Raw genomic sequence first — 21,620 nt, forward strand, 5'->3', positions numbered from 1 at the left:
TTAATATCCATCGCTCTACTTACTCTACTATGAAATTAAAATTTAATCCCAAGCTTATCTTAGGCTTAATCTTAATTGGTACAAGCATTACTGCGTGTAAAACACCTCAAACCATGCAAAAGACCAGTATTTCTGATGATTCTTTAATGACTTTGGTGCAGAAGCAAACTTTCAACTATTTCTGGGAAGGTGCGGAACCTAATTCGGGAATGGCAAGAGAAAGGATCCATATTGACGGCCAATATCCGCTGAATGATTTTAATGTTGTCACTGTCGGCGGTTCTGGTTTTGGCATCATGGCTACAATTGTTGCTGCGGAACGAGGTTTTATCTCTGCCGAAGAAGCGACTAAAAGATTTGATCGCATTGTCGATTTTCTAGCAAAAGCCGATCGTTACCATGGTGCATGGTCACATTGGATCGATGGCCCCACTGGTAAATCGAAGGTTTTCGGAAATCAGGATGATGCTGCAGATATCGTAGAAACAGCTTTTATGGCCCAGGCCTTAATCTGTCTACGTGAGTATTACCAAAATGGAAACGACCAACAAAAACAAGTCGCTCAAAAAGCAGACGCACTTTGGAAAGGTATTGATTGGAATTTCTTTCGCAATGGCAAAGATGTCCTGTACTGGCACTGGAGTCCAACACATGGTTGGGGTATGAATCATGCGATACAGGGTTATGATGAATGCTTAATTAGCTATGTACTGGGCGCAAGCTCACCGACTCATCCAATCCCTGCCTCCACTTACCATAAAGGTTGGGCAAGAAGTGGTGCAATCGAATCCAGTGCTGAGAAGTTCGGAATTCCACTCGTGTTAAAACACAATGCACCAGAAAATGCTGTCGGTCCACTATTCTGGTCTCATTACTCCTACTTAGGTTTAAATCCAAAAGGTTTACAGGATCAATATGCTGATTACTGGAAAGTGAACGTTAATCACACTAAAATTAACATTGAATACGCTAAACAAAATCCGCATCAATTTAAAGGATATGGCGAAAACTCATGGGGATTGACCGCGAGCTATTCTGTAAAGGGATACGATGCTCATCATCCTGATAATGATAAAGGTGTTATTTCTCCTACAGCAGCGCTATCATCAATTCCATATGCTCCTAAAGAGAGTTTGCAAGCGATGCGCTATTTTTATGAACAAAAAGGTGCAGAGCTTTTTGGTAAATATGGATTTTATGATGCTTTTTCAGAAACAGAAAACTGGTATCCACAGCGTTATCTAGCAATTGACCAGGGACCTATTGTTGTCATGATAGAAAATTACAGAACTGGATTGATCTGGAATTTATTTATGCAGGCTCCCGAAGTTAAAGCAGGATTGAAAAACTTAGGTTTTAAAGGTCCAAATCTATAAGCATTTTATTCACATACAAATAACTATTAGAACATGAAACAATGGACTTCCCTATTAGTCGCTGTTGCATTAGTTCCGACTCTGGCATTCACACAGCCGGCACACAAACAAGATCCTAAAATGGATAAGTTTGTTTCAGAACTGATGAAAAAAATGACAGTTGACGAAAAAATTGGCCAGCTGAATCTAGTTACTGCAGGCGAGGTTACCACAGGTGCCACTGCCAGTACTGGAGTTGAGGCAAAAATTGCTGCTGGTCAAATTGGCGGAATCTTTTCTATGACTACACCTAAAAAAATTCGTGCTGCTCAAGAACTTGCTGTCAACAAAACTAGGCTTAAAATACCGATGATCTTCGGTCTAGATGTCATCCATGGTTATAAAACTACTTTTCCAATTCCATTAGGTCTTTCAGCTACCTGGGATATCCCTCTAATCGAAAAAACAGCGCGTATCGCAGCACAAGAGGCTACTGCAGATGGAATCAACTGGACCTTCTCTCCTATGGTCGACATCTCCCGTGATGCCCGTTGGGGAAGAATTTCGGAAGGTTCCGGAGAAGATCCTTACTTAGGCTCACAGATTGCAAGTGCTATGGTTAAAGGTTATCAGGGCAATGACTTAAAAGCAATCAATACCATGATGGCCTGTGTGAAGCACTGGGCTTTATATGGTGCAGCTGAGTCTGGAAAAGATTATAATACCACAGACATGAGTCTGCACCGCATGTACAATGAATACTTCCCGCCTTACAAAGCGGCTGTAGAAGCTGGTGCAGGTACGGTTATGACATCTTTCAATGATATCAACGGTATCCCGGCAACAGCTAATAAATGGTTAGTAACTGATGTTCTTCGCAAAGAATGGGGATTTAACGGTATGGTGGTTACAGATTATACGGGTATTGCAGAGCTAATGGATCATGGTTTAGGAGATTTACAACAGGTATCTGCACTTTCGTTAAAAGCAGGTGTGGATATGGATATGATTTCTGAAGGTTTTTTAAATACCTTAAAAAAATCTTTAAAAGAAGGAAAAGTCTCTCAAGCTGATATAGACCGCGCATGCCGTTTAGTTCTAGAGGCTAAATATAAATTAGGTTTATTTGAGGATCCATACCGCTACTGTAATGAAGATCGTGCTAAAACCGAGTTACTGACGCCTGCAAATCTTAAAGTTGCCCGTGAAGCGGCTACTAAATCATTTGTCTTGTTAAAGAATGACAAGCAGCTTCTTCCTTTACAGAAAAAAGGTACAGTTGCTGTAATAGGTCCATTAGCAAATACACGTGCGAATATGGTAGGTACATGGTCTGTAAGCTCTGACTTAGTAAATACTCCTTCCTTAGTTGAAGGTATGCAGTCGGTATTGGGAAACCAAGTGAAGATTGTTACACATTTAGGTTCAAATTTACTTGAAGATGCTGTTTACCAAGAACATGCCACCATGTTTGGACGTACGATCCCTAGAGATAATAGACCTGAGTCGGATATTATTGCTGAAGCGCTACAAACAGCTGCGCAAGCAGATTTGATCGTAGCAGCCTTAGGTGAATCTTCGGAGATGTCTGGTGAAAGTTCTAGCCGTACGGAGATTGGTATCCCGGCTATTCAGCAACGTCTTTTAGCAGCGCTATTAAAAACAGGAAAACCTGTTGTTTTAGTTTTGTTTGCAGGAAGACCGATGACTTTAACGTGGGAAGATGAACATGTTCCTGCTATCTTAAATGCATGGTTTGGTGGCTCTGAAACTGGAGCAGCCGTAGCTGAGGTATTATTTGGAGATGTTAATCCTTCAGGTAAATTAACAGCAACTTTCCCTAGAAATGTTGGTCAGTTACCTATTTATTATGGACATAAAAGTACCGGAAGACCTTTGGCAGAAGGTGGTTCTTTCCAAAAATTTAGATCTAATTACATTGATGTCATCAATAGCCCGCTTTATCCATTTGGCTATGGTTTGAGTTATACGACGTTTGATTACTCCGATCTGAAATTGGATAAGTCATCTTTTAAAGCTGGACAATCTATCCAAGCATCGGTGACGTTGCGTAATACTGGTAAATATGACGGTGAAGAGGTTGTTCAACTTTATATCAAAGATATGGTTGGTTCAATTACACGTCCTGTTAAAGAATTAAAAGGTTTTCAAAAAGTATTCTTAAAAGCTGGAGAATCTAAAGTCGTAACTTTTACTGTTTCGGAAGAAGATTTAAAATTCTATAATAACGATCTCAAGTTTGTCGCTGAACCCGGAGATTTCACCTTATTTATCGGTAAAAATTCGCAGGATCTTTTAGCAACTAAATTTGAATTAAAATAATATAATTTCCCCTTATATTAGAGGAGTTATCTTTAACCGGATAGCTCCTTTTTTATTTTATTAAGCCTTCATCGATGTTTATTGTTAATCTTATAGGTTAGTAAATGATCTACCATTTCGAACGTTTCGCTCTTCGCTCCTACGCATTGTTGTCAGATCTTTGAAATAAAATTTTCTCCCATTTGATATCACGACTCGGCTGCCAATGTTCAATCGTTTCAGTATATCCAGATTTATAGATCTCTTCCTTCGATATGAGTTTTCCTTTACGCGGATCTGCAAAATCAGTGTCAGTGACCACATTTAAATATTCGTTTAGCTTTTCCGGTAAATCATAAAAATTTAGACAATCATTATTCAGATTAAACTTTCTCATGTTCACATTCACCGGAAATAATCTATTTAACCACCATTGCTTCTTATTTTTAATAAATTCTGGGAAATCGTTCAGATAAAATGTATAATAAGCATGATCATCACCGGGATAATCGAAATAGACGATCTTGTCAATAATAGACCAATTAATCCTATAGGTGCCGTCAAGTATCGGCTTATGAATCCAAATTTCTTGTTCTGAATAAGTGATCACATTGCGTTGTGTTTCACTAGATCGTTGTTGTTTTTCAGTTAAGCGCAAACCAAATATAAAACCATACATACAGATCGCTGGCAAAAGTACAAACAGGATAATGGTGATCCATCCATAGAACGGTACATTTTCTGGATATTTCACTGCTAAAAATAATAGCAAGAGTCCTAGAAACAGAAAAATACCTAATGGTATGACAAATATCAGTTTTGGATTTTTATTAATGATTTTTTTCATAATATAGGATACTAATCACGTATGATTGCAGGTGATCAAATTAGTGATTTATTAGAAACAGCTGCTATCTTTCCCAATAAAGATAACTATTCTTGATACTAAGTTTCAAATCATAAACTTAAGCAAACAGATGCAAGAATTAAACCCCAAGCGTACTTTTAAAAGCATATAGTTTCGATCTGATTTTGAATAATCGTGAAAGATTAAAATAAGGCGCTAAAAAAAGAAAAGGCGAAAGATAAATCTTTCGCCTTTTGGGTAAATGATGGGGCTCGAACCCACGACCCTCGGTACCACAAACCGATGCTCTAACCAACTGAGCTACATCTACCGTGTTTGTGCTACAAAAGTAGAATTTTATTTGATATACTCCAAATGTTTTTAAGCAAAAAATCCTCATTACAACGTATCGTAATGAGGATTAAGGTATTATTTTTTAATCTTTATTAGATCATCTCAACACTGCGTTTCACAAATGATGTTAATGCAGCACCTGTTAACAAACCGCGAGATAATAATGCTAAGTCAAACGCTTGTTTTGCCAATTGTGCACCTTCTTCTTCAGTACTTGATAAAATGCGTTTCACCAGTGGATGGTTACCATTTACGGTTACCTTATAGTTGTCAGGTAAGTTACCGTAAAAGTTCATTCCGCCATTGGTTTTGGCCATATCTTTCATACGACGCATAAACTCATCGATCGTTACTGATACAGGTAATTCTTCTGCAGATAATGCGTCCACTTCAACTTTCATGTCAGGACGGCTGATTGCTTTTTCAAAGATTGATAAAGCTTGTTTAGACTCCTCTTCGGAAATTGACAATTCTTGCTTCTCATCTTTTTGAATCAGCTTATCGATGACATCTGCATCTACACGTTTCAACTGTACCTTTTCACCTCCTTTTTGTTCCAAATAAGAAGTGATATGGGTGTCCAGTGGACCATCTAATACCAGTACATCATAGCCTTTTGTTTTTGCTGTAGCAATGAAGCTATCTTGCTGAGCGGCATCATGAGTATATAAATAAATGATATTTCCATCTTTATCAACTTGAATATCTTTTACTTTTTCATAATACTCTTTGATGGTGTAATTCTCTTTATTTGTATTGGTCAATAAACAGAATTCATTTGCTTTTTCAGCAAATTTCTCATCGCTCAACATACCATATTTGATAAATAAACCGATATCATTCCATTTTTCTTCAAAACCTTTACGATCTGTTTTAAAGATTTCCTGCAACTTATCAGCTACTTTTTTAGTGATATAGTTGTTGATCTTTTTCACGTTACTATCTGCTTGTAAGAAGCTTCTTGAAACGTTTAATGGGATATCCGGTGAGTCAATTACACCATGTAACAACATTAAAAATTCAGGAACAATATCTTTTACTTCGTCGGTAATGAATACTTGACGTGAGTATAATTTGATTTTATTACGTTGAATTTCTAATTCATTTTTAATTTTCGGGAAGTATAAAATTCCGGTTAAATTAAATGGATAATCCACATTTAAATGGATCCAGAATAATGGTTCGTCCATTGAATATGGATACAACTCTTTATAGAAAGCCAAATAGTCTGCATCTGTCAGTTCAGATGGAGCTTTCGTCCAAGCTGGGCTTGTGTTGTTGATGATGTTATCAACTTCAACAGATTTATATTTTGGTTTTCCTTCTTCATCTTCGCCATCTGGTTCAGAAGTTGTTTTCGTTCCGAAACGGATATTTACAGGAAGGAAACGCGCATATTTGTCCAAGATCTCCTGTAAACGCGATTGGCTTAGGAATTCTGAAGACTCTTCATTAATGTGTAAAATGATATCAGTACCACGTGTCGTACGTGTACCTGCAGAAATTTCATACGAAGTACTACCATCACATGTCCAATGCGCAGCCTCTGCCCCATCTTGGTAAGATAGCGTTTCAATTTCAACGTTATCAGCAACCATAAATGCGGAATAGAAACCTAATCCAAATCGACCGATGATTTCATTTGCATCATTTGCTTCTTTGAATTTTTCCATAAATTCAGTTGCACCTGAGAAGGCAACTTGATTGATGTATTTTTTAATCTCGTCAGCTGTCATACCGATACCATTATCCGAAATGGTAATCGTTTTCGCAGCTTCATCAAGTTTTACATCAACTAATAAATCACCTACTTCACCTTGGTATTGACCTAATGAAGCCAAGCGTTTTATTTTTTGAGAAGCATCGACCGCGTTTGAAACTAACTCGCGTAAGAAGATCTCATTATCAGAGTATAAGAATTTTTTAATGACAGGAAAAATGTTTTCCGTGTGGATTGAAATAGATCCTTTTTCTGTGTTCATATATATTTTATATTTAATTGCTAATTGATTTCACAATTAAACATCAATCCATATTCCAAACAGTCAATTTGAGACAAGATGTCATCTTTTAAGTTAAAATGACAATACCGGAGTCGTATATTGCTAGATTTAATCCTTATTTGTTATTGTAGTCAATAATTCATTTGAATTATTATCAAATGCTATTGAAATTAATGCATTTGTACAGTTCCAAATAACAGGATTTGCTTCCAATTGATTCAAATCGGTATATTGATCAATTTTCCTAAATTTTATAAGCGAAGGTTCGCCATAAAGGAGTATCATTTCTTGCAAAAAACGATTGTATTTAGAGATTATCTGGTCTTTTCCATCATTTGAAAATTTATACATGAGTGCAAATTCATCAACCTTTTGCTCGTCAGATGCACGAATTCCAAAAAAATTGGATGTTAGGTCTTTGAATTTATAATTGGGAACAAAAACAGTATTACCTTGATCATGAACGGAAAATTTATTCTGATTTACGAATCCAATGATTTCATCTTTTTTCCACGATAAGGGTATATCAAATATCGCCTTAATAGATTTATTAATCAACGGTGCTTCAGGAGTATCCATTAAATTTAAACGTATCGGAAGTGTGTAGGCTACTCTGACCGGTTTACCTTTTTGATAACCAGGTTTCCAATTGCCATACTCTTTAATGAGCCGTATTCCTTCTTCGCCTGTACCAAACCCCAAATCTTTTTCAACTTTCATGTCGACTATTGATCCGTCTTTTTCAACCACAAATGAGATCTCCACCAAACCTGAAATTTGATTATTGATCATCTCCTTAGAATAATGAAAATTATCTCCAATATAGTGCATAAATTCATCCATGCCTTTCGGTGGTACAGGATGCTGATCGACAACATCGGCATCACTCTTGTTTTTATTTAAAGAAATCGGGGTACATGAACTGATCATGCTCAATGCGATTATAATCGAAAAAATAAACTTGATCATAGACTTACTGATGTGTTATGGCATATAATGCAAAAGTTCCTAACCAATGCGAACCCATATAGTCATCATTGCTGATATTTGGCAGCGAGTAAGTGAGGTGGTTATTGGCCTGTTGATGTAAATGATTTAGTTCCGGTAATTTTGTCGCGATACCATTAAGACAAGTTGCACGGCTAAAATTCAATCCATCTAAATGAACAAGCTTGCCATCCGTACGGTCTTTAACAATACCCGGCTCTAACTTAAAGTCTTTCACAAATAAATCGGGCATAAAGTCTGTTAACCATTTTTTATATTCGTCATCATTTAAAACTTTTGTCATCAATAATGCCTCTTCTAAGCAAGGAGAAAGAAAGTCGCTACCACTTGGTTCAAATGCCAGAGAGCAAGATTTATCGTTTATAAAAAGGCGCTTTGCATGTTGTGTAATTAAATTTTGAAAAGCTGTATCTTGCGTCACCTTCGCATAATCCATTGATAATGTAAATCCAAAAGCAGTGTTATCATGCTGTCCCGAACGAATTGGGTAAACGAGTTTAGGCAAGTACCCTTCGTAACGTTTTACGAGCAGATCTGCCAAAGGTTGCAATGCTGTGGCCCACTGTGTCCCTTCTGCATCATTCCAAGTCAATAATTCTGTCTGCAATTGCAAGAGCCACGCCCATCCATAGGTACGTTCGAAGCTTGTATTATTACTGTCCAGAAAGAAAGCAATTTCTTGATCAACATTCGTTTTAGTTATTTTATCATTCAAGATCAGTCTTGCTTGCTTACTTTCACTGAGATTAGGGAAGGTTTTCAATATTTTAACGATTGACCAATAACCATGAACGGATGAATGCCAATCAAAACAGCCGTAAAAGATGGGATGTAATTGTTTTGGTGATTTCAGATCTTTAGCAGATCCGATGACCTGCCCCAGTTTATTTGGATACTCCTGTTCAAGGCAATGTAATGGCAGTGCCAATATCCTTTTTGCCTCAGTAGAATCTAGTACGACCTGTTGATTTTTTCCTTCTGTGCTATTTTCTGTTTCTTTTTGTTGAGAAGCTGCTCCTTGATTCTTGTTGTTATTGTTGCATGACAATAAAACAGTACAAGTAAAAATGGTAACTAATATTTTGAACATGTGCGGTACATTAATTGATTTTTAAAAGTAACAAAAAAAAGCCAAAATGATTAAATTTTGGCTTTTTTAGACGTTTATAAAAGATTTTACATCTTAGCATCCATTAGCTTCTCTGCTTTTCCTTTAGGTGCACCGGTTTTCATTTTAATGACAAAGGCTCTATCCGACTGGAAACTTTTTGGCAATAACACGTCATAATAGGTATTTTTATCGAGATCGATACCAAGATCTGAATGACGCACCTCTAACATTTGTCCATTGACTAATAACGTGGCAGACACAGGAACCTCTGTCGCTGCCTTGGGCACAGATATCCGGACAATATTATTGACGGGTCTGTTGAAAACTGTGAGGTATAAGTTATCTGCTTTTTTAGTGAAGTACCCTAGTTTAGAATTGGTCATCCCAGCATGTTTGGCTCCATAGATTGCTTCACCATTTATTTTCATCCATTCACCAAGCTCTTTTGCTATTTTATCTTCCTCAGGATGCATATTTCCTTGGCCATCTGGACCGAAATTTAAAACAAAATTACCACTTAGGGATGCTGAATAGGTCAGCATATCGATGATATCGTCTGTGGTTTTGGTATAAATACCCGACCAATCTTTCATATATCCCCAACCGTTTGGTGGAATCGTCATCACACAATCCCAATCGCGCCCCTCTAACCAAGTGATATCTCCTGGCAATTTACGTTCCCAGCCTTGTTCATAATCGCCTAACATCTGACCATTAGAATCAAAATGACGTTTCCCAAATTCATCATTTCGAAAACGGGAGCCAATGATAAGACCAGGGTGTTTTTCCCGAAGTTCTTTTTCAAGATTGTAAGTAAAATCATAAGACTTTATCCAAGACTGATCCCAAGTGCCATCAAACCAAAATCCTTTCATCTTTGGATAATTAGTCATCAACTCCAGTAATTGATTTCTAGTATATTTCAAGAATTTATCAAACTTTTTCTTCTCCTCTTCCGTTTTAGGTTCTTTACCCATATAATCAGGATTGTTCCATTCCAATACAGAGAAATAAAGGTAAACATCGATACCTACTGCCGTATAGGCATCTACAACCTCTTTCACAATATCTTTTTTATAGGGTGTCTTACTGATATTATAAGGCGAATATTTGGTTGGCCACATCGCGAAACCATCATGATGCTTTGTCGTAAAAATCACGTACTTCGCTCCCATGTCTTTTGCCTGCTTTGCCCAACGCTTTGCGTCAAAATCTTTAGGATTAAATTGTTTGTAAAGGTTGTCGTATGTATTCACCCAATCTTTAGGGGCTGATGGTCCTCTCCATGAACGGATCCATTCGGATGCTGCCGCACCACCACGTGCACTTACTCCTTCCCATTCATTACCTGGTATTGCATATAGCCCCCAATGTATAAATTGACCTAATCCATAATTGCGGAATGCAACCATTGCCTCATCTGTCCGATTGGCAGGTGACAACGGTCCATACTTAATTTCTTTGATTTCTGTTGATTTAATTTTTGGCCCGGTCCATTGTGCCTGTAGGGAATTGGCTCCAGCTAACAATGCCACAGCAAGTATAGATCTGCTTAATAAGTTACTCATATTTAATTGGTTATTCAGGATTATCAATATAAACGCGTTGTGTCTTTTTTATCACCACCGGTTCTGGATGTGTATTTGTAAATGGATCGTAGTAGTACAAATTTGCTTCACGGTACAAATTCAAATGTTTTTTCAATGATTCTGAAAATTGCAGGTAATTTTTATTTGAACTTTTCGTCCAACCGACCTCCGCCAGAGCGGCCAATCGTGGAAAAGTTAAATAGTCTAATCTATTGGTATTGATAACGGTTTCCGTCCACAAATTTCCCTGAATACCTAGAATCTGATTTTTATCGGTCGTCAACGAAGCATAATTATTTGGAGAAAAATTATAAACATTTTCCAAAGGATTGTACAGTTTTCCCCATTTTCGCCCATATTTATGCGATTCTTCCTGTACAAAATCAAAATAAAGCGGTAATCTTGGTGTCAGTATTGTTTTATAGCCAGCCTTTAATATTGCTTTTAACTGCTTAGGTTTATCATGCCGCCACCACATGAGTATAGTTTTCTCTTTAGACAAATCGGCATCTACCATCTCATCCCATGCTAGTAAAGTGGCATTCATTGTTTTTAACGAATCTGCCATGCGACGCATAAAGTAATTTTCGACCGCTTTGTTATCTTTTAAATCATGCTTCTGCTTCAAATCGTGCACTTTAGTATCTGAATTCCATGCTTCACTGCCAAATGATACTTCATCTCCCCCTAAATGTATTACCGACGATGGAAACAACGCTTTCGTTTCGCGCAACACCTGAGTTAAAAAAGAATACGTTATATCTTTAGCCGGATGAAAAGTAAAATCTGGATGTTTATCATTTCCACCACCACTTAATTGCGGATAAGCTCGATTTGCCGCTGTGGCATGGCCGGGCATATCGATTTCAGGAATGACTTCGATGTTCCTTTCTTGTGCATAAGCTACAATCTCTGTAATATCTGCCTGCGTATAATAGGCCGCGGGAGCATATGGATCAGTCTGGGAGCCAATACCACCGACCAATGTTAATAGAGGATATTTTTGGATTTCTAATCGCCAAGCGGGCTCATCAGTCAAGTGCCAGTGGAACTTATTGAGTTTGTAAAATGCCATCCAATCTAAAATGGATTTCACCTTCTCCTTTCCAAAAAAGTGACGTGATTCATCTAACATAAAACCTCGCCATGGATATGCTGGTTTATCTTTGATTTCAAAAGCAGGAATAGTGATTCCAGACGCAGATTTATTTCCAAAGCTAAATGCTTGCAAAAGCGAACTGACGGCATGGGTAGCTCCTGCAGGAGAGCTTGCATAAATAATTAGCGTACTGCTCGCTGTCTTAATTTCATATTCTTCACTTTCAAGATTTTGCTTATGAACAAATTGAATTGCTGAAACCTGTTTTTTATCATGATGGATAAGTCCTGTATAACCAAATTTTGATAAAAGCTGCTTTTGAAGATACCGACCAACCGTATCAAAAGCCTCATCTCCTATTTGTATCTTACTTACTGAAGGGAAGAAATACGCCCCTTCCGTCATCTGTATAAAATCTGGCTTCGGAATTAGCGATAACTGTGCTTTCGTAACACTGGAGTTAATCGTCAACAAGAAGATAAATGCTGCTGCTTTGCCAAGTTTTTTTGTGATCATAAAATTTTATTAAACCTATCACGACTACGCCTTGATTGTCTCGAGATGTGGTCAGAAAGAACAACGTATTAATTCGATTTATAAAATCTAAATATATGCTTCTTGCTGATCATCTCAGGGAATATCTAGGATGCAAACGATTGTGTAAATGACGAAAACGTTAGCGTAATGAATTGCTTACAAAGTAGCATATCGCTCTATTAGCTGGGCAACCAGATAGGGAACTGCCTCCGATGCAGCACTTTCTATGGTACTTGCCCGTTTGGGTATCCGCGATGTGTTAATTTGTTTATCAACAACATATAAATCGCATGTAGGTGCTATTACATCAACTAATCCAGCAGCTGGATATACTGCTAAAGAGGTGCCGATAACAATCATTATGTCGGCCTCTCGTGCCATGTGAATGGCAGTTTCCATATTTGGAACTGCCTCACCAAACCATACTATATTAGGTCTTAATTGCGAACCTTTTTCACATAAGTCACCCATTTTGATCTCATAACCGTCGATTGGATAGATTAACTTTTTATCTTTTGATGAGCAAGCTTGATCTAATCTTCCATGCAAATGAAGTACATGATCAGAACCTGCCCGTTCATGTAGTGTATCCACATTTTGCGTCACAATCTGTACATCAAATGATTTGCCTAAAACAACTAAAGCTTGGTGCGCAGCATTTGGTTTAGCCTGCATAGCGACTTGTCGCCGCATGTTATAAAAATCTTGAACGAGTTTGGGATTACGGTACCAGCCATCAATACTAGCAACGTCATCTACATCATGGCCCTCCCACAATCCATTCGCATCTCTAAATGTCTTAATACCACTTTCTGCTGAGATACCAGCTCCGGTAAATACAATGATTTTCTTCTTCATATCTTCATTATCTACTACCAAGTTAAGACCGAATCTTGGAAATTTGTGGGCAATTCCAATTTAATTGAGTCTTTACTGCTGATGACATTATTATTGGATGTTATAAATGCTCTTTCAAAACTCACAAAAATCTTATTCGGTATATGCAATTCTAAGGGAGATTTGGCTTTAAAAACATAACGGTTGTTTTCCAAACTAAGATTCTTATAGATGCGATAAGCAACTACCTTAGCCTTTATTTTTTCAACTCCAGCGAGTTTCTTTATATCTGTTGTATTTTGAGCTTCGGTATCCTCATAGTACATAAAATGATCCGAATTGGCGAGATTTCTAATATCCAGGCGTTGCTCCAGCACTTCCCGGGCAAGTGAATCGGCACGTTGCTTTTGCGTTTCATTTCCGTTTCCATTATTACAGGAAAGTAGCAGTGACAAGGGTAACAGTGTTAAAAAATATTTCATAGTCATAAAAAAAGAGGCAATTTTAATTGCCTCTTTACAAATTTATAAATTACTTTCAATAGCTCCTACGTGCTCTCGATACAATTCAATTGGTTTATCTAATAAAACCGCAATTACTGTCATGTTTTTATCGACCCGTTCTTTAGGAACGTCAATATAAACAATACCTGGTGTCGAACTCCAGTATAATTTATTGAATATATCATGCCCGATCATAGAACCTTCGCCTACTATGCGTATACGTGCAATGGTATTCTTAAGCCCCTTTAATGCAATGGGACCCGTTGGAGTTCCTTCAACGAAAAGATAAAGTGTCTGTTTATCTTTAGAAAGCGCACTTAATCCCGCGTAATGTCCATCAGGAATTCCAGCTTCAGCATCATGTAAGATTTCTGCATTTTTTGCTACCCATTCTTTCATATCGGCAGATGCAAATTTTAAGTTTTTATCTAATATATCGCCGTCTGCACTGATTTTGTCTTTAAACAAATTGGATCCTATAGCAGTAGCTTTACTAATTGTTGCAATTGCATGCGCTGCTTGATTTTGGCCAGCAATTTCATAAGCAGTATAACTCACTTCTTTTCTTTCCAAATCAATAGCTGGCTTCTCATTAAAGGTAATCGCTACAACAGTTACAGCTGGATCGAAATTAGCTGTCGGTAGATTTAATTCTAACGTATAATCATCATACTGATAATCTATTTTGTCTGAATTTCCAACAAATTTAATTGAAGTAGGTTTAGTTTTCAGACCTTGTAAAACTAATTTATCTTTTACGTTATCCAAGTAGATGTATAATGTTTTTCCATCTTTAGAAAAAGCATTTTTATCATTCCAAAACCGAGATTGCACTCCGGCTCGCGTACCATAAATAGCGTCCTTGTGTTTAGAAGTCCATCTTCCTAATTCTTTCAGGATCTCCACCTGTTCTGTAGGAATTGTTCCATCGGCTTTAGGGCCAATATCCAATAAAAGATTTCCGCCCATTGAAATACAATCTACCAAAGTGCGGACGATCATATTTGGTGTTTTATAATGATGGTCAAAATGCTGATATCCCCAAGAATCATTCATGGTATAGCAAAGCTCCCAGTAGCGTGCTTCAGGTTTTACAACCGGAATACCCTGCTCTGGAGTATCATAGTCACCATGTTGATTCAGTCTGGAATTGATGATGATATTAGGATTATACTTGCGCAATTGCGTCAATGTTTCTTTTGCACGCCATTCCTGATCATTGTGTTCCCAATCACCATCGAACCAAATTAGATCTGGTTTATATGCTTTAGACAATTCTGCTAACTGTCCCTGATAGTAATTCACAAACTTATTCCAACGATTGGCATCATCGCTTACATTATAACGTTTTTTTATTCTCGTATTGACATCATAGTCAGGATGACTCCAATCTGGTAATGAGTAATACAATCCGGTTTTAAGACCTTTCTTCTGAAGCGCTGATACAAAAGGAGTCAGAACATCCTTTTTCGCTGCGGCATCTTTCGCTGTTGTAATCGCATTATCCGATTTGCTGTCCCAAAGGGATACACCATCATGATGACGTGTTGTTATAACAGAATACTTCGCTCCCGATTCCTGAATCAATTTTGCCCATTCTTCCGGTTGATATTGGTTGGCTGTAAAACCACCCAACTGCTTCATGTAATTTTCATGACTGATATAGTTATTGAAAAAAGCCCAAGATTCAGAAATCCCCTTAACGGAATAAATTCCCCAATGGATAAAAATGCCTAATTTTGCATCTTCAAACCATTCCATTTTTTTTACGTCCTCATTCTTGTTTTTAGTTTCTTGTGCAAAAACGTTATAGCTAGAAAGCGCTAAAAACAACACTGCTAATATTGACTTCTTCCGAATCATAGTTACTTATTGAAATATCAGGTTTTAAAAAGGTGAAAAGTAAGAATTTATTCGTTCAATTCAAACTTAAAGTCGGTTTTTTGGCTTAATAATTTATCTTTGTACTGATGATTGAATTATACACGGATGGTGCTTCGAGCGGTAATCCAGGACCAGGTGGCTACGGTACGATATTAAGGACAGTTTATACGGGTGATAATGAAGCGTATAAAGGTAAACTGATTGAGAAAGAGTTTTCTGGTGGTTATCGTAAGACCACTAATAATCGCATGGAGCTGATGGCGGTAATTGTTGGTCTAGAAGCTTTAAAAAATCTCAACCAGAAGGTTACAGTCTATTCAGATTCCAAGTATGTTATAGATGCCATCGACAAGAAATGGGTATATGGTTGGATTCAAAAAGGATTTGCAGGAAAGAAAAATAAAGATCTTTGGATAAGATTGATGCAGGTATACAAACTACATCAGGTTAAATTAGTATGGGTAAAAGGGCATGCTGGCCATCCTTTAAATGAGCGGTGTGACCAGTTGGCTGTAAAAGCTTCGAAAGATCAATCTTCTTGGAAGATTGATTCAGTATATGAAATGGAAGAAGCTAAAGCTCAGCTATAAAATTTTTAACGAATATGGTATAAAAAAGGCTAGGAATAATTTCCTGGCCTTTTTATGAGATTACTTATTATTTATGCAACATCCTCTTTAGCGGCTAGATAACGCTCTGCTTCTAAAGCAGCCATACAACCAGTTCCTGCAGCTGTAATTGCTTGGCGGTATACATTATCCTGTACATCTCCACAGGCAAATACACCTGGAATATTCGTTGCCGTCGTATTTGGCTGTGTAATTAAATAACCTGTTTCATCCATATCTAAGATACCATTGAAAAGTTCTGTATTTGGCTTGTGTCCAATAGCAACAAAAAATCCTGTTACATCCAATACTTTTTCAGATTGATCTTTGTTATTTAAAACACGAACACCTGTTACCACTTGACCGTCACCTAAGATTTCCTTGGTTTCCGAATTGTAATGTACTTCGATATTTGGTGTATTCATCACGCGGTGAACCATTGCTTTAGAAGCTCTAAATTCATCACGACGTACCAACATATGTACTTTTGAACATAATTTTGCTAAATAGGTAGCCTCTTCAGCTGCCGTATCACCAGCACCTACAATCGCTACTTCTTGGTTTTTAAAGAAAAAACCGTCACATACTGCACATGCAGATACACCAAAACCATTATACTTTTGTTCGCTATCAAGTCCTAGCCATTTTGCTGTTGCACCTGTAGCGATGATTACTGTATCTGCAGTAACAGTTTTAATTCCGTCGATTTCAACCTGATGTACCGGACCAGAGAAATCAACTTTAGTTGCATATCCGAAACGGACATCAGTACCAAAACGCTCTGCTTGCATACGTAGATCTTCCATCATGATCGGTCCTGTAATCCCTTTTGGGTATCCAGGAAAGTTATCCACTTCTGTTGTCTGCGTCAACTGACCGCCTGGTACCATCCCTGTATAGATAACAGGTTTCATATCAGCACGGGCTGCATAAATCGCTGCCGTATATCCTGCGGGTCCTGAACCAATTATTAAACACTGTAGGTGTTCTATTTCTTGAGACATAATATTATTTTATAAAATATTGTTTTCTAATTAACGAGCAATATGACCTAACCAAATTTATTTTTTAGACTTGCTAACATATCATTTGTGATCTCTGTTGCTTGGCTTTTATTTTCTTGCTTTTGAAATTCTTTTTTAGCTTGCTTCTTATCTTCAGCCGCGTGAATGGGTTCTGTTGATTTTGCTGCTTTTTTAGCTGAGCGATGACGGTTCCAGATTATTTCTAAACATTTCTTAGTATAAAGTGGGAAGTCGCCATTTTGCATCCACGCATAGTAACTTGGTTCTACATCAAAAACTTCTGTAACCGGACGTCCTTTATGTTTACCAAAATTGATGACCTCTACTCCATCTTCATTGTACACAATACGTCCTGCAAAATCCACAGGTTTAGTCATATTTGTAAAATCTGACAATGCTTCAACGTCATTTACGACAGGAACAGATTGTTTACCATGCTTATCTTCATATACAGCACCTTCATACTTGGTTAACTGTGCTTTCAAAACTTCATATGTAGCTCTTACGTCTGCCTCTGCACTATGTGCATTCTCCAGGCTTTCGTTGCAATAAAATTTATAAGCGGCTTTCAAAGTACGTTGTTCCATTTGATGAAAAATATTCTGTACATCAACGAAAACACGATTTTCTAACGAAAAATCAGCTCCTGAACGTAGGAATTCTTCCATAAGCATCGGAATATCAAATTTATTGGAGTTATAACCCGCTAAATCTGCGTCACCAATAAAATCTGCTACTTCTTGACTAATCGCTTGAAATGTTGGCGCGTCTATAATATCTTCGTCATAGATACCATGGAACATGGATGATTCTGCAGGAATAGGCATAAGCGGATTAATCCGCTTCGTATATACTTGCTCCTCAGCATTAGGCAACACCTTTAATATTGATATTTCAACAATTCTATCTGCTGAGATATTGATTCCTGTAGTCTCTAAATCAAAGAATGCTAAAGGTTTCTTGAGTTTCAATTCCATTACGAATTTTATTTATTAAATTGTTCCATACATCATTGTATACAACAAAAATACAAAGTATGAATGATTTATTATTTATTGTCAGCCTATAATTACAATTCAGAGACTAATTCTAGTGTTTTCATTTTTCCCACCACAATTTTAATCATCTTACTATAGTCAAAATACTGAATAGCGATTTCCTTTACTTTCTCAGGAGTCATCGCATTGATTTCATTCATATAATGGTCATAGTAAGTCAAATCCATGTTAGAAAGCAATACATTTTTAAACTTATCAGCATGTGAAAAAATACTCTCTAAAGAACCCAGCATAGATCCTGAGAGGTAATTTTTCACTAAGTCCAATTCCTCTATAGTCGCTAATTCTGTTCTTAAAATTTCAATTTCTTTTTCGATTTCCGTCAATGTCGCATCGGTCACATCTACACCAACCTCTGTTGCAATCGTCAGAAAACCGCCATATTTTAAAGACCCCACAGCTGAACCTATACTGTAAGTATAGCCCTTTTCTTCTCGAATGTTGCGCATGAGCCTTGACCCGAAAAAACCGCCCAGTAATGTATTGACAAATTGCAAAGCGGGATAATCCACATGGTTACGATTGATGTTCGGCATACCGATACGTATAGCAGATTGCAACGCCTCTGCTCTTTCGTCATAAATCAATTGTCCTGTATCTGCAGTTAAATTCGGTTCGGTTAATCGTACATCATCTGTAGCCAGCCATTGATCGCCAAAATATAGGCTAAGCTCTTGAAGCAAAGATTCAGATACATTGCCAGAAATAATTAAACGACAATTAGATGGGGTAAATTGCTTATGGTATAAATCGATTAAAGCATCTCTGGAAATCAAATCATATTCTTCTAAAGAAGGTGTTTTTCCATAACGGTTTCCCGAACCGAAAACATGATTATAATAGGTTCTTCTCGCTAAATAATCGTTTTTCTGAAGAGAAACCTGAAGCTTTTGCTTATTGTTTCTGAGATAGGTATCCAGTTCCTTCTGCGGTAAAACTGATTCTGTTAAAATCTCCTTGATTAAAGGCAATAGCACATTACTATGTTTATTTAATGTGTACAATGTCAGCGAAGTGATATCAAATCCGTATTCTGGCATTAGAAAAGCCCCATAGAAGTCGACTTTATCCGCAATCTCAGCGCTGTTATAGTTTTTTGTTCCTTCCTTCAACAAAGCGCTTAGGGCACTATTTAGGAGCGGATTTTCATCTTCATTGAAGACATTATTAAAAATCCACTCAATGCGTACCAATTCTTGATCAGGCGAATGAAAGACATAAACAGGAATTCCATTGTTGAAAGCAAGTACTTTTGGGCTTTTTAAATGAATATCACCAATCGGTTTGGCTTCAGGTGCTACTGCTCTATTCAGCATTTGCCACCTCCTTTGATTTATAATACAATATAGATGCGTTTTCTTTTCTAAATATTTCGTTTGCCTGTTGCTGTATATGCTCCGATTGAACGGCCAAATATTTGGCTGTTTCATTGTTTAATTCATTGGCGTCACCAAGTAGCTCATAATATGCTAGATTCATGGCTTTATCCAAGATCGACAATTCGGCAAATACATGTGTAGACTCAATCTTATTCTTCACTTTTTCAAGCTCTTCTGCCGGAACAGGTGTAGATTTTAAGATATCCAGTTCTTTCCAGATGGCTTCCTCTGCTTGTTCCAGACTAATGCCGTCTGATGGTTTTCCCTCAATTAAGAATAAATTGGGGTCGATACTTCCCATCACATAGGCATTGATCTCACTAAATAGTTCCTGTTCTTTAACCAAACGACGGTATAGACGAGAAGATGATCCTCGAGAGAGTAGATCAGATATTAAGTCCATTGCATGGTAGTTTTCATCCATACGTGCAGGTGCATGAAAAGATATAAACAAACTATCAAGTGGTACATCAGCTTCTACCACTTCCCTACGCTCTGCTATTTGTTTAGGCTCTTGAGGTAAATTTCTTATGTATTTATTTCCTGCAGGAATATCTGCGAACCATTTTTCTACCAGTGTTTTGATCTCCTCAAACTTAACATCACCTGCAATAACCATAATGGCATTCTGTGGTGTATAATGCTTCTTGAAAAATGCTTTTACATCTTCCATTTTTGCATCTTCAATATGTTTAAGTTCTTTCCCGATAGTTGCCCAGCGATATGGATGTACTTGGTAAGCTAAGGGTCTTAATTTCAACCATACATCACCGTAGGGTTGATTGAGGTAACGCTGCTTAAACTCCTCACATACAACACTTCTTTGTGTTTCCAAGCTTTGTTCAGAGAAGGAAAGGCTCAGCATACGGTCTGATTCCAGCCACAATGCCGTTTCTAGATTTGAAGAAGGTAGCGTGATGTAGTAATTGGTAATATCGTTACTGGTAAAAGCATTGTTTTCACCGCCTACGCGTTGCAAAGGTGTATCGTAGTCTGGAATATTGACTGATCCACCAAACATCAAGTGTTCAAATAAATGTGCAAATCCCGTTTGGTCTGGAGATTCATCTCGCGCACCTACATCATATAGTATATTGACACAGGCCATTGCTGTATTATTGTCTTCATGAACGAGTACGCGAAGACCATTTTCTAGTTCAAATTTCTGATAAGAAACCATTCAGGTTATTTAAATTAATTTATTGTATCCAATTGATATCCTTTCTCAAAAGGGAAAGTGTTTTAGCTTCTTCCGAGCCTTCTTCTGGTTGAAAGTCATAGGCCCAATTTGCCTGTGGCGGTAAACTCATTAAAATGGATTCGATACGTCCATTGGTTTCAAGACCAAATTTCGTTCCTGAATCCCAAACAAGATTAAATTCAACATATCTTCCTCTACGGAGGTATTGCCAGTTTTTATGGTGTTCTGTATAGTCTTTATGGCGATTTTTGTTTACCAGCTCGGTATAAGTTGGTGCAAATGTACGTCCAAGGTCACATGAGAACTGAAAAATTTCCTCAAATGACAGACCTGTTTTTTCAGGTGTTAGTTTATCATAGAAAACCCCACCTATCCCGCGCGTTTCTTCACGATGGCGTACATAGAAGTAGTCATCGGCCCATTTTTTGAAATCTTTGTAGAAATCTTGGTGATGGATATCGCACACGTTTTTCAACTGTTGATGAAAAAATTGTGCATCCTCTTCAATAACATAATGTGGTGTAAGATCAATGCCTCCGCCGAACCAACGGATTTCATCATTCAATTCGAAATAACGGATGTTCATGTGGATGATAGGAACGAATGGATTGTTTGGATGAATAACAATCGATACTCCTGTAGCGAAAAATTCATCTTCATCGACACCAAATGATTTCTTGATCATTTCCGGCAATTTGCCATGTACAGCAGAGAAATTGACTCCCCCTTTTTCGATGATATTACCATGCTGCATTATTCTCGTACGGCCACCGCCGCCACCATCACGTTCCCAAATTTCTTCTTCAAATTTTGCGGTACCATCAAGCTTTTCAAGTGCTTGACATATCTCGTCCTGAATTGTTTTATAAGTTTCAGCGATTTTTAATCTATCGATCATCT

General features: G+C 37.5%; 17 protein-coding genes and 1 tRNA gene. 3 read left to right on the forward strand and 15 right to left on the reverse strand.

Annotated features, from left to right (window positions below; translation table 11 throughout):
- Positions 1-29: 29 nt before the first annotated feature.
- Positions 30-1,376, forward strand: coding sequence for a glucoamylase family protein (locus ACFS6I_RS10500; protein ID WP_380920280.1), 1,347 nt, complete (start codon positions 30-32; stop codon positions 1,374-1,376).
- Positions 1,377-1,409: 33 nt separating this feature from the next.
- Positions 1,410-3,698 carry a beta-glucosidase BglX gene (gene bglX, locus ACFS6I_RS10505; RefSeq protein WP_380920282.1) on the forward strand — a complete coding sequence of 763 codons (2,289 nt, stop codon included), beginning with the start codon at positions 1,410-1,412 and terminating at the stop codon, positions 3,696-3,698.
- Between the two features lie 139 nt (positions 3,699-3,837).
- Here bglX and ACFS6I_RS10510 read toward each other — a convergent pair whose 3' ends face one another.
- The 10 genes from ACFS6I_RS10510 to ACFS6I_RS10555 form a co-directional block, all read right to left on the reverse strand.
- Entirely contained in the window at positions 3,838-4,524 is a 687-nt protein-coding gene (locus tag ACFS6I_RS10510) for a hypothetical protein (RefSeq protein ID WP_380920284.1), read from the reverse strand.
- Positions 4,525-4,781: 257 nt separating this feature from the next.
- A tRNA-His gene (locus ACFS6I_RS10515) sits at positions 4,782-4,855 on the reverse strand.
- A 115-nt stretch (positions 4,856-4,970) separates the two neighbouring features.
- Positions 4,971-6,860, reverse strand: coding sequence for a molecular chaperone HtpG (gene htpG / locus ACFS6I_RS10520; protein WP_380920286.1), 1,890 nt, complete (start codon positions 6,858-6,860; stop codon positions 4,971-4,973).
- 129 nt (positions 6,861-6,989) lie between these two features.
- Complete coding sequence (locus ACFS6I_RS10525) at positions 6,990-7,850, reverse strand: energy transducer TonB (protein WP_380920288.1); 861 nt, start codon at positions 7,848-7,850, stop codon at positions 6,990-6,992.
- A 4-nt stretch (positions 7,851-7,854) separates the two neighbouring features.
- Entirely contained in the window at positions 7,855-8,979 is a 1,125-nt protein-coding gene (locus ACFS6I_RS10530; protein ID WP_380920290.1) for a DUF2891 domain-containing protein, read from the reverse strand.
- Between the two features lie 86 nt (positions 8,980-9,065).
- Positions 9,066-10,568, reverse strand: a complete 1,503-nt coding sequence (locus ACFS6I_RS10535; protein WP_380920292.1) for an alpha-L-fucosidase — start codon at positions 10,566-10,568, stop codon at positions 9,066-9,068.
- A gap of 10 nt (positions 10,569-10,578) precedes the next feature.
- A complete protein-coding gene (locus tag ACFS6I_RS10540) occupies positions 10,579-12,204 on the reverse strand; it encodes a beta-N-acetylhexosaminidase (protein WP_380920294.1) in 1,626 nt (541 codons plus the stop codon).
- A 177-nt stretch (positions 12,205-12,381) separates the two neighbouring features.
- Positions 12,382-13,083 (reverse strand): SIR2 family NAD-dependent protein deacylase, encoded by a 702-nt coding sequence (locus ACFS6I_RS10545; RefSeq protein WP_380920296.1) that lies wholly within the window; start codon positions 13,081-13,083, stop codon positions 12,382-12,384.
- Between the two features lie 14 nt (positions 13,084-13,097).
- Positions 13,098-13,544, reverse strand: a complete 447-nt coding sequence (locus ACFS6I_RS10550; RefSeq protein WP_380920298.1) for a hypothetical protein — start codon at positions 13,542-13,544, stop codon at positions 13,098-13,100.
- Between the two features lie 42 nt (positions 13,545-13,586).
- Positions 13,587-15,428: an alpha-L-fucosidase gene (locus ACFS6I_RS10555; RefSeq protein WP_380920299.1), complete on the reverse strand. Its 1,842-nt coding sequence runs from the start codon at positions 15,426-15,428 to the stop codon at positions 13,587-13,589.
- A gap of 107 nt (positions 15,429-15,535) precedes the next feature.
- Between ACFS6I_RS10555 and rnhA the strand changes: the two genes are divergently transcribed.
- A complete protein-coding gene (gene rnhA, locus ACFS6I_RS10560; RefSeq protein WP_183913604.1) occupies positions 15,536-16,039 on the forward strand; it encodes a ribonuclease HI in 504 nt (167 codons plus the stop codon).
- Positions 16,040-16,110: 71 nt separating this feature from the next.
- Here the strand turns inward: rnhA and trxB are convergent, their stop codons facing one another.
- From trxB to hemF, 5 genes are all read right to left on the reverse strand, one after another.
- Entirely contained in the window at positions 16,111-17,061 is a 951-nt protein-coding gene (trxB, locus tag ACFS6I_RS10565) for a thioredoxin-disulfide reductase (protein ID WP_021190301.1), read from the reverse strand.
- 47 nt (positions 17,062-17,108) lie between these two features.
- Positions 17,109-18,059 (reverse strand): exonuclease domain-containing protein, encoded by a 951-nt coding sequence (locus ACFS6I_RS10570; protein WP_380920302.1) that lies wholly within the window; start codon positions 18,057-18,059, stop codon positions 17,109-17,111.
- 92 nt (positions 18,060-18,151) lie between these two features.
- Complete coding sequence (locus ACFS6I_RS10575; protein ID WP_380920304.1) at positions 18,152-19,456, reverse strand: M16 family metallopeptidase; 1,305 nt, start codon at positions 19,454-19,456, stop codon at positions 18,152-18,154.
- Positions 19,446-20,699: a M16 family metallopeptidase gene (locus ACFS6I_RS10580; protein WP_183913610.1), complete on the reverse strand. Its 1,254-nt coding sequence runs from the start codon at positions 20,697-20,699 to the stop codon at positions 19,446-19,448. Before ACFS6I_RS10580 ends, ACFS6I_RS10575 begins: the two co-directional genes overlap by 11 nt.
- A gap of 19 nt (positions 20,700-20,718) precedes the next feature.
- Entirely contained in the window at positions 20,719-21,618 is a 900-nt protein-coding gene (hemF, locus tag ACFS6I_RS10585) for an oxygen-dependent coproporphyrinogen oxidase (RefSeq protein ID WP_168126402.1), read from the reverse strand.
- Positions 21,619-21,620 lie beyond the last annotated feature (2 nt).

This window comes from Sphingobacterium anhuiense, assembly GCF_042686355.1.
GTDB classification, from domain to species: Bacteria; Bacteroidota; Bacteroidia; order Sphingobacteriales; family Sphingobacteriaceae; genus Sphingobacterium; species Sphingobacterium anhuiense.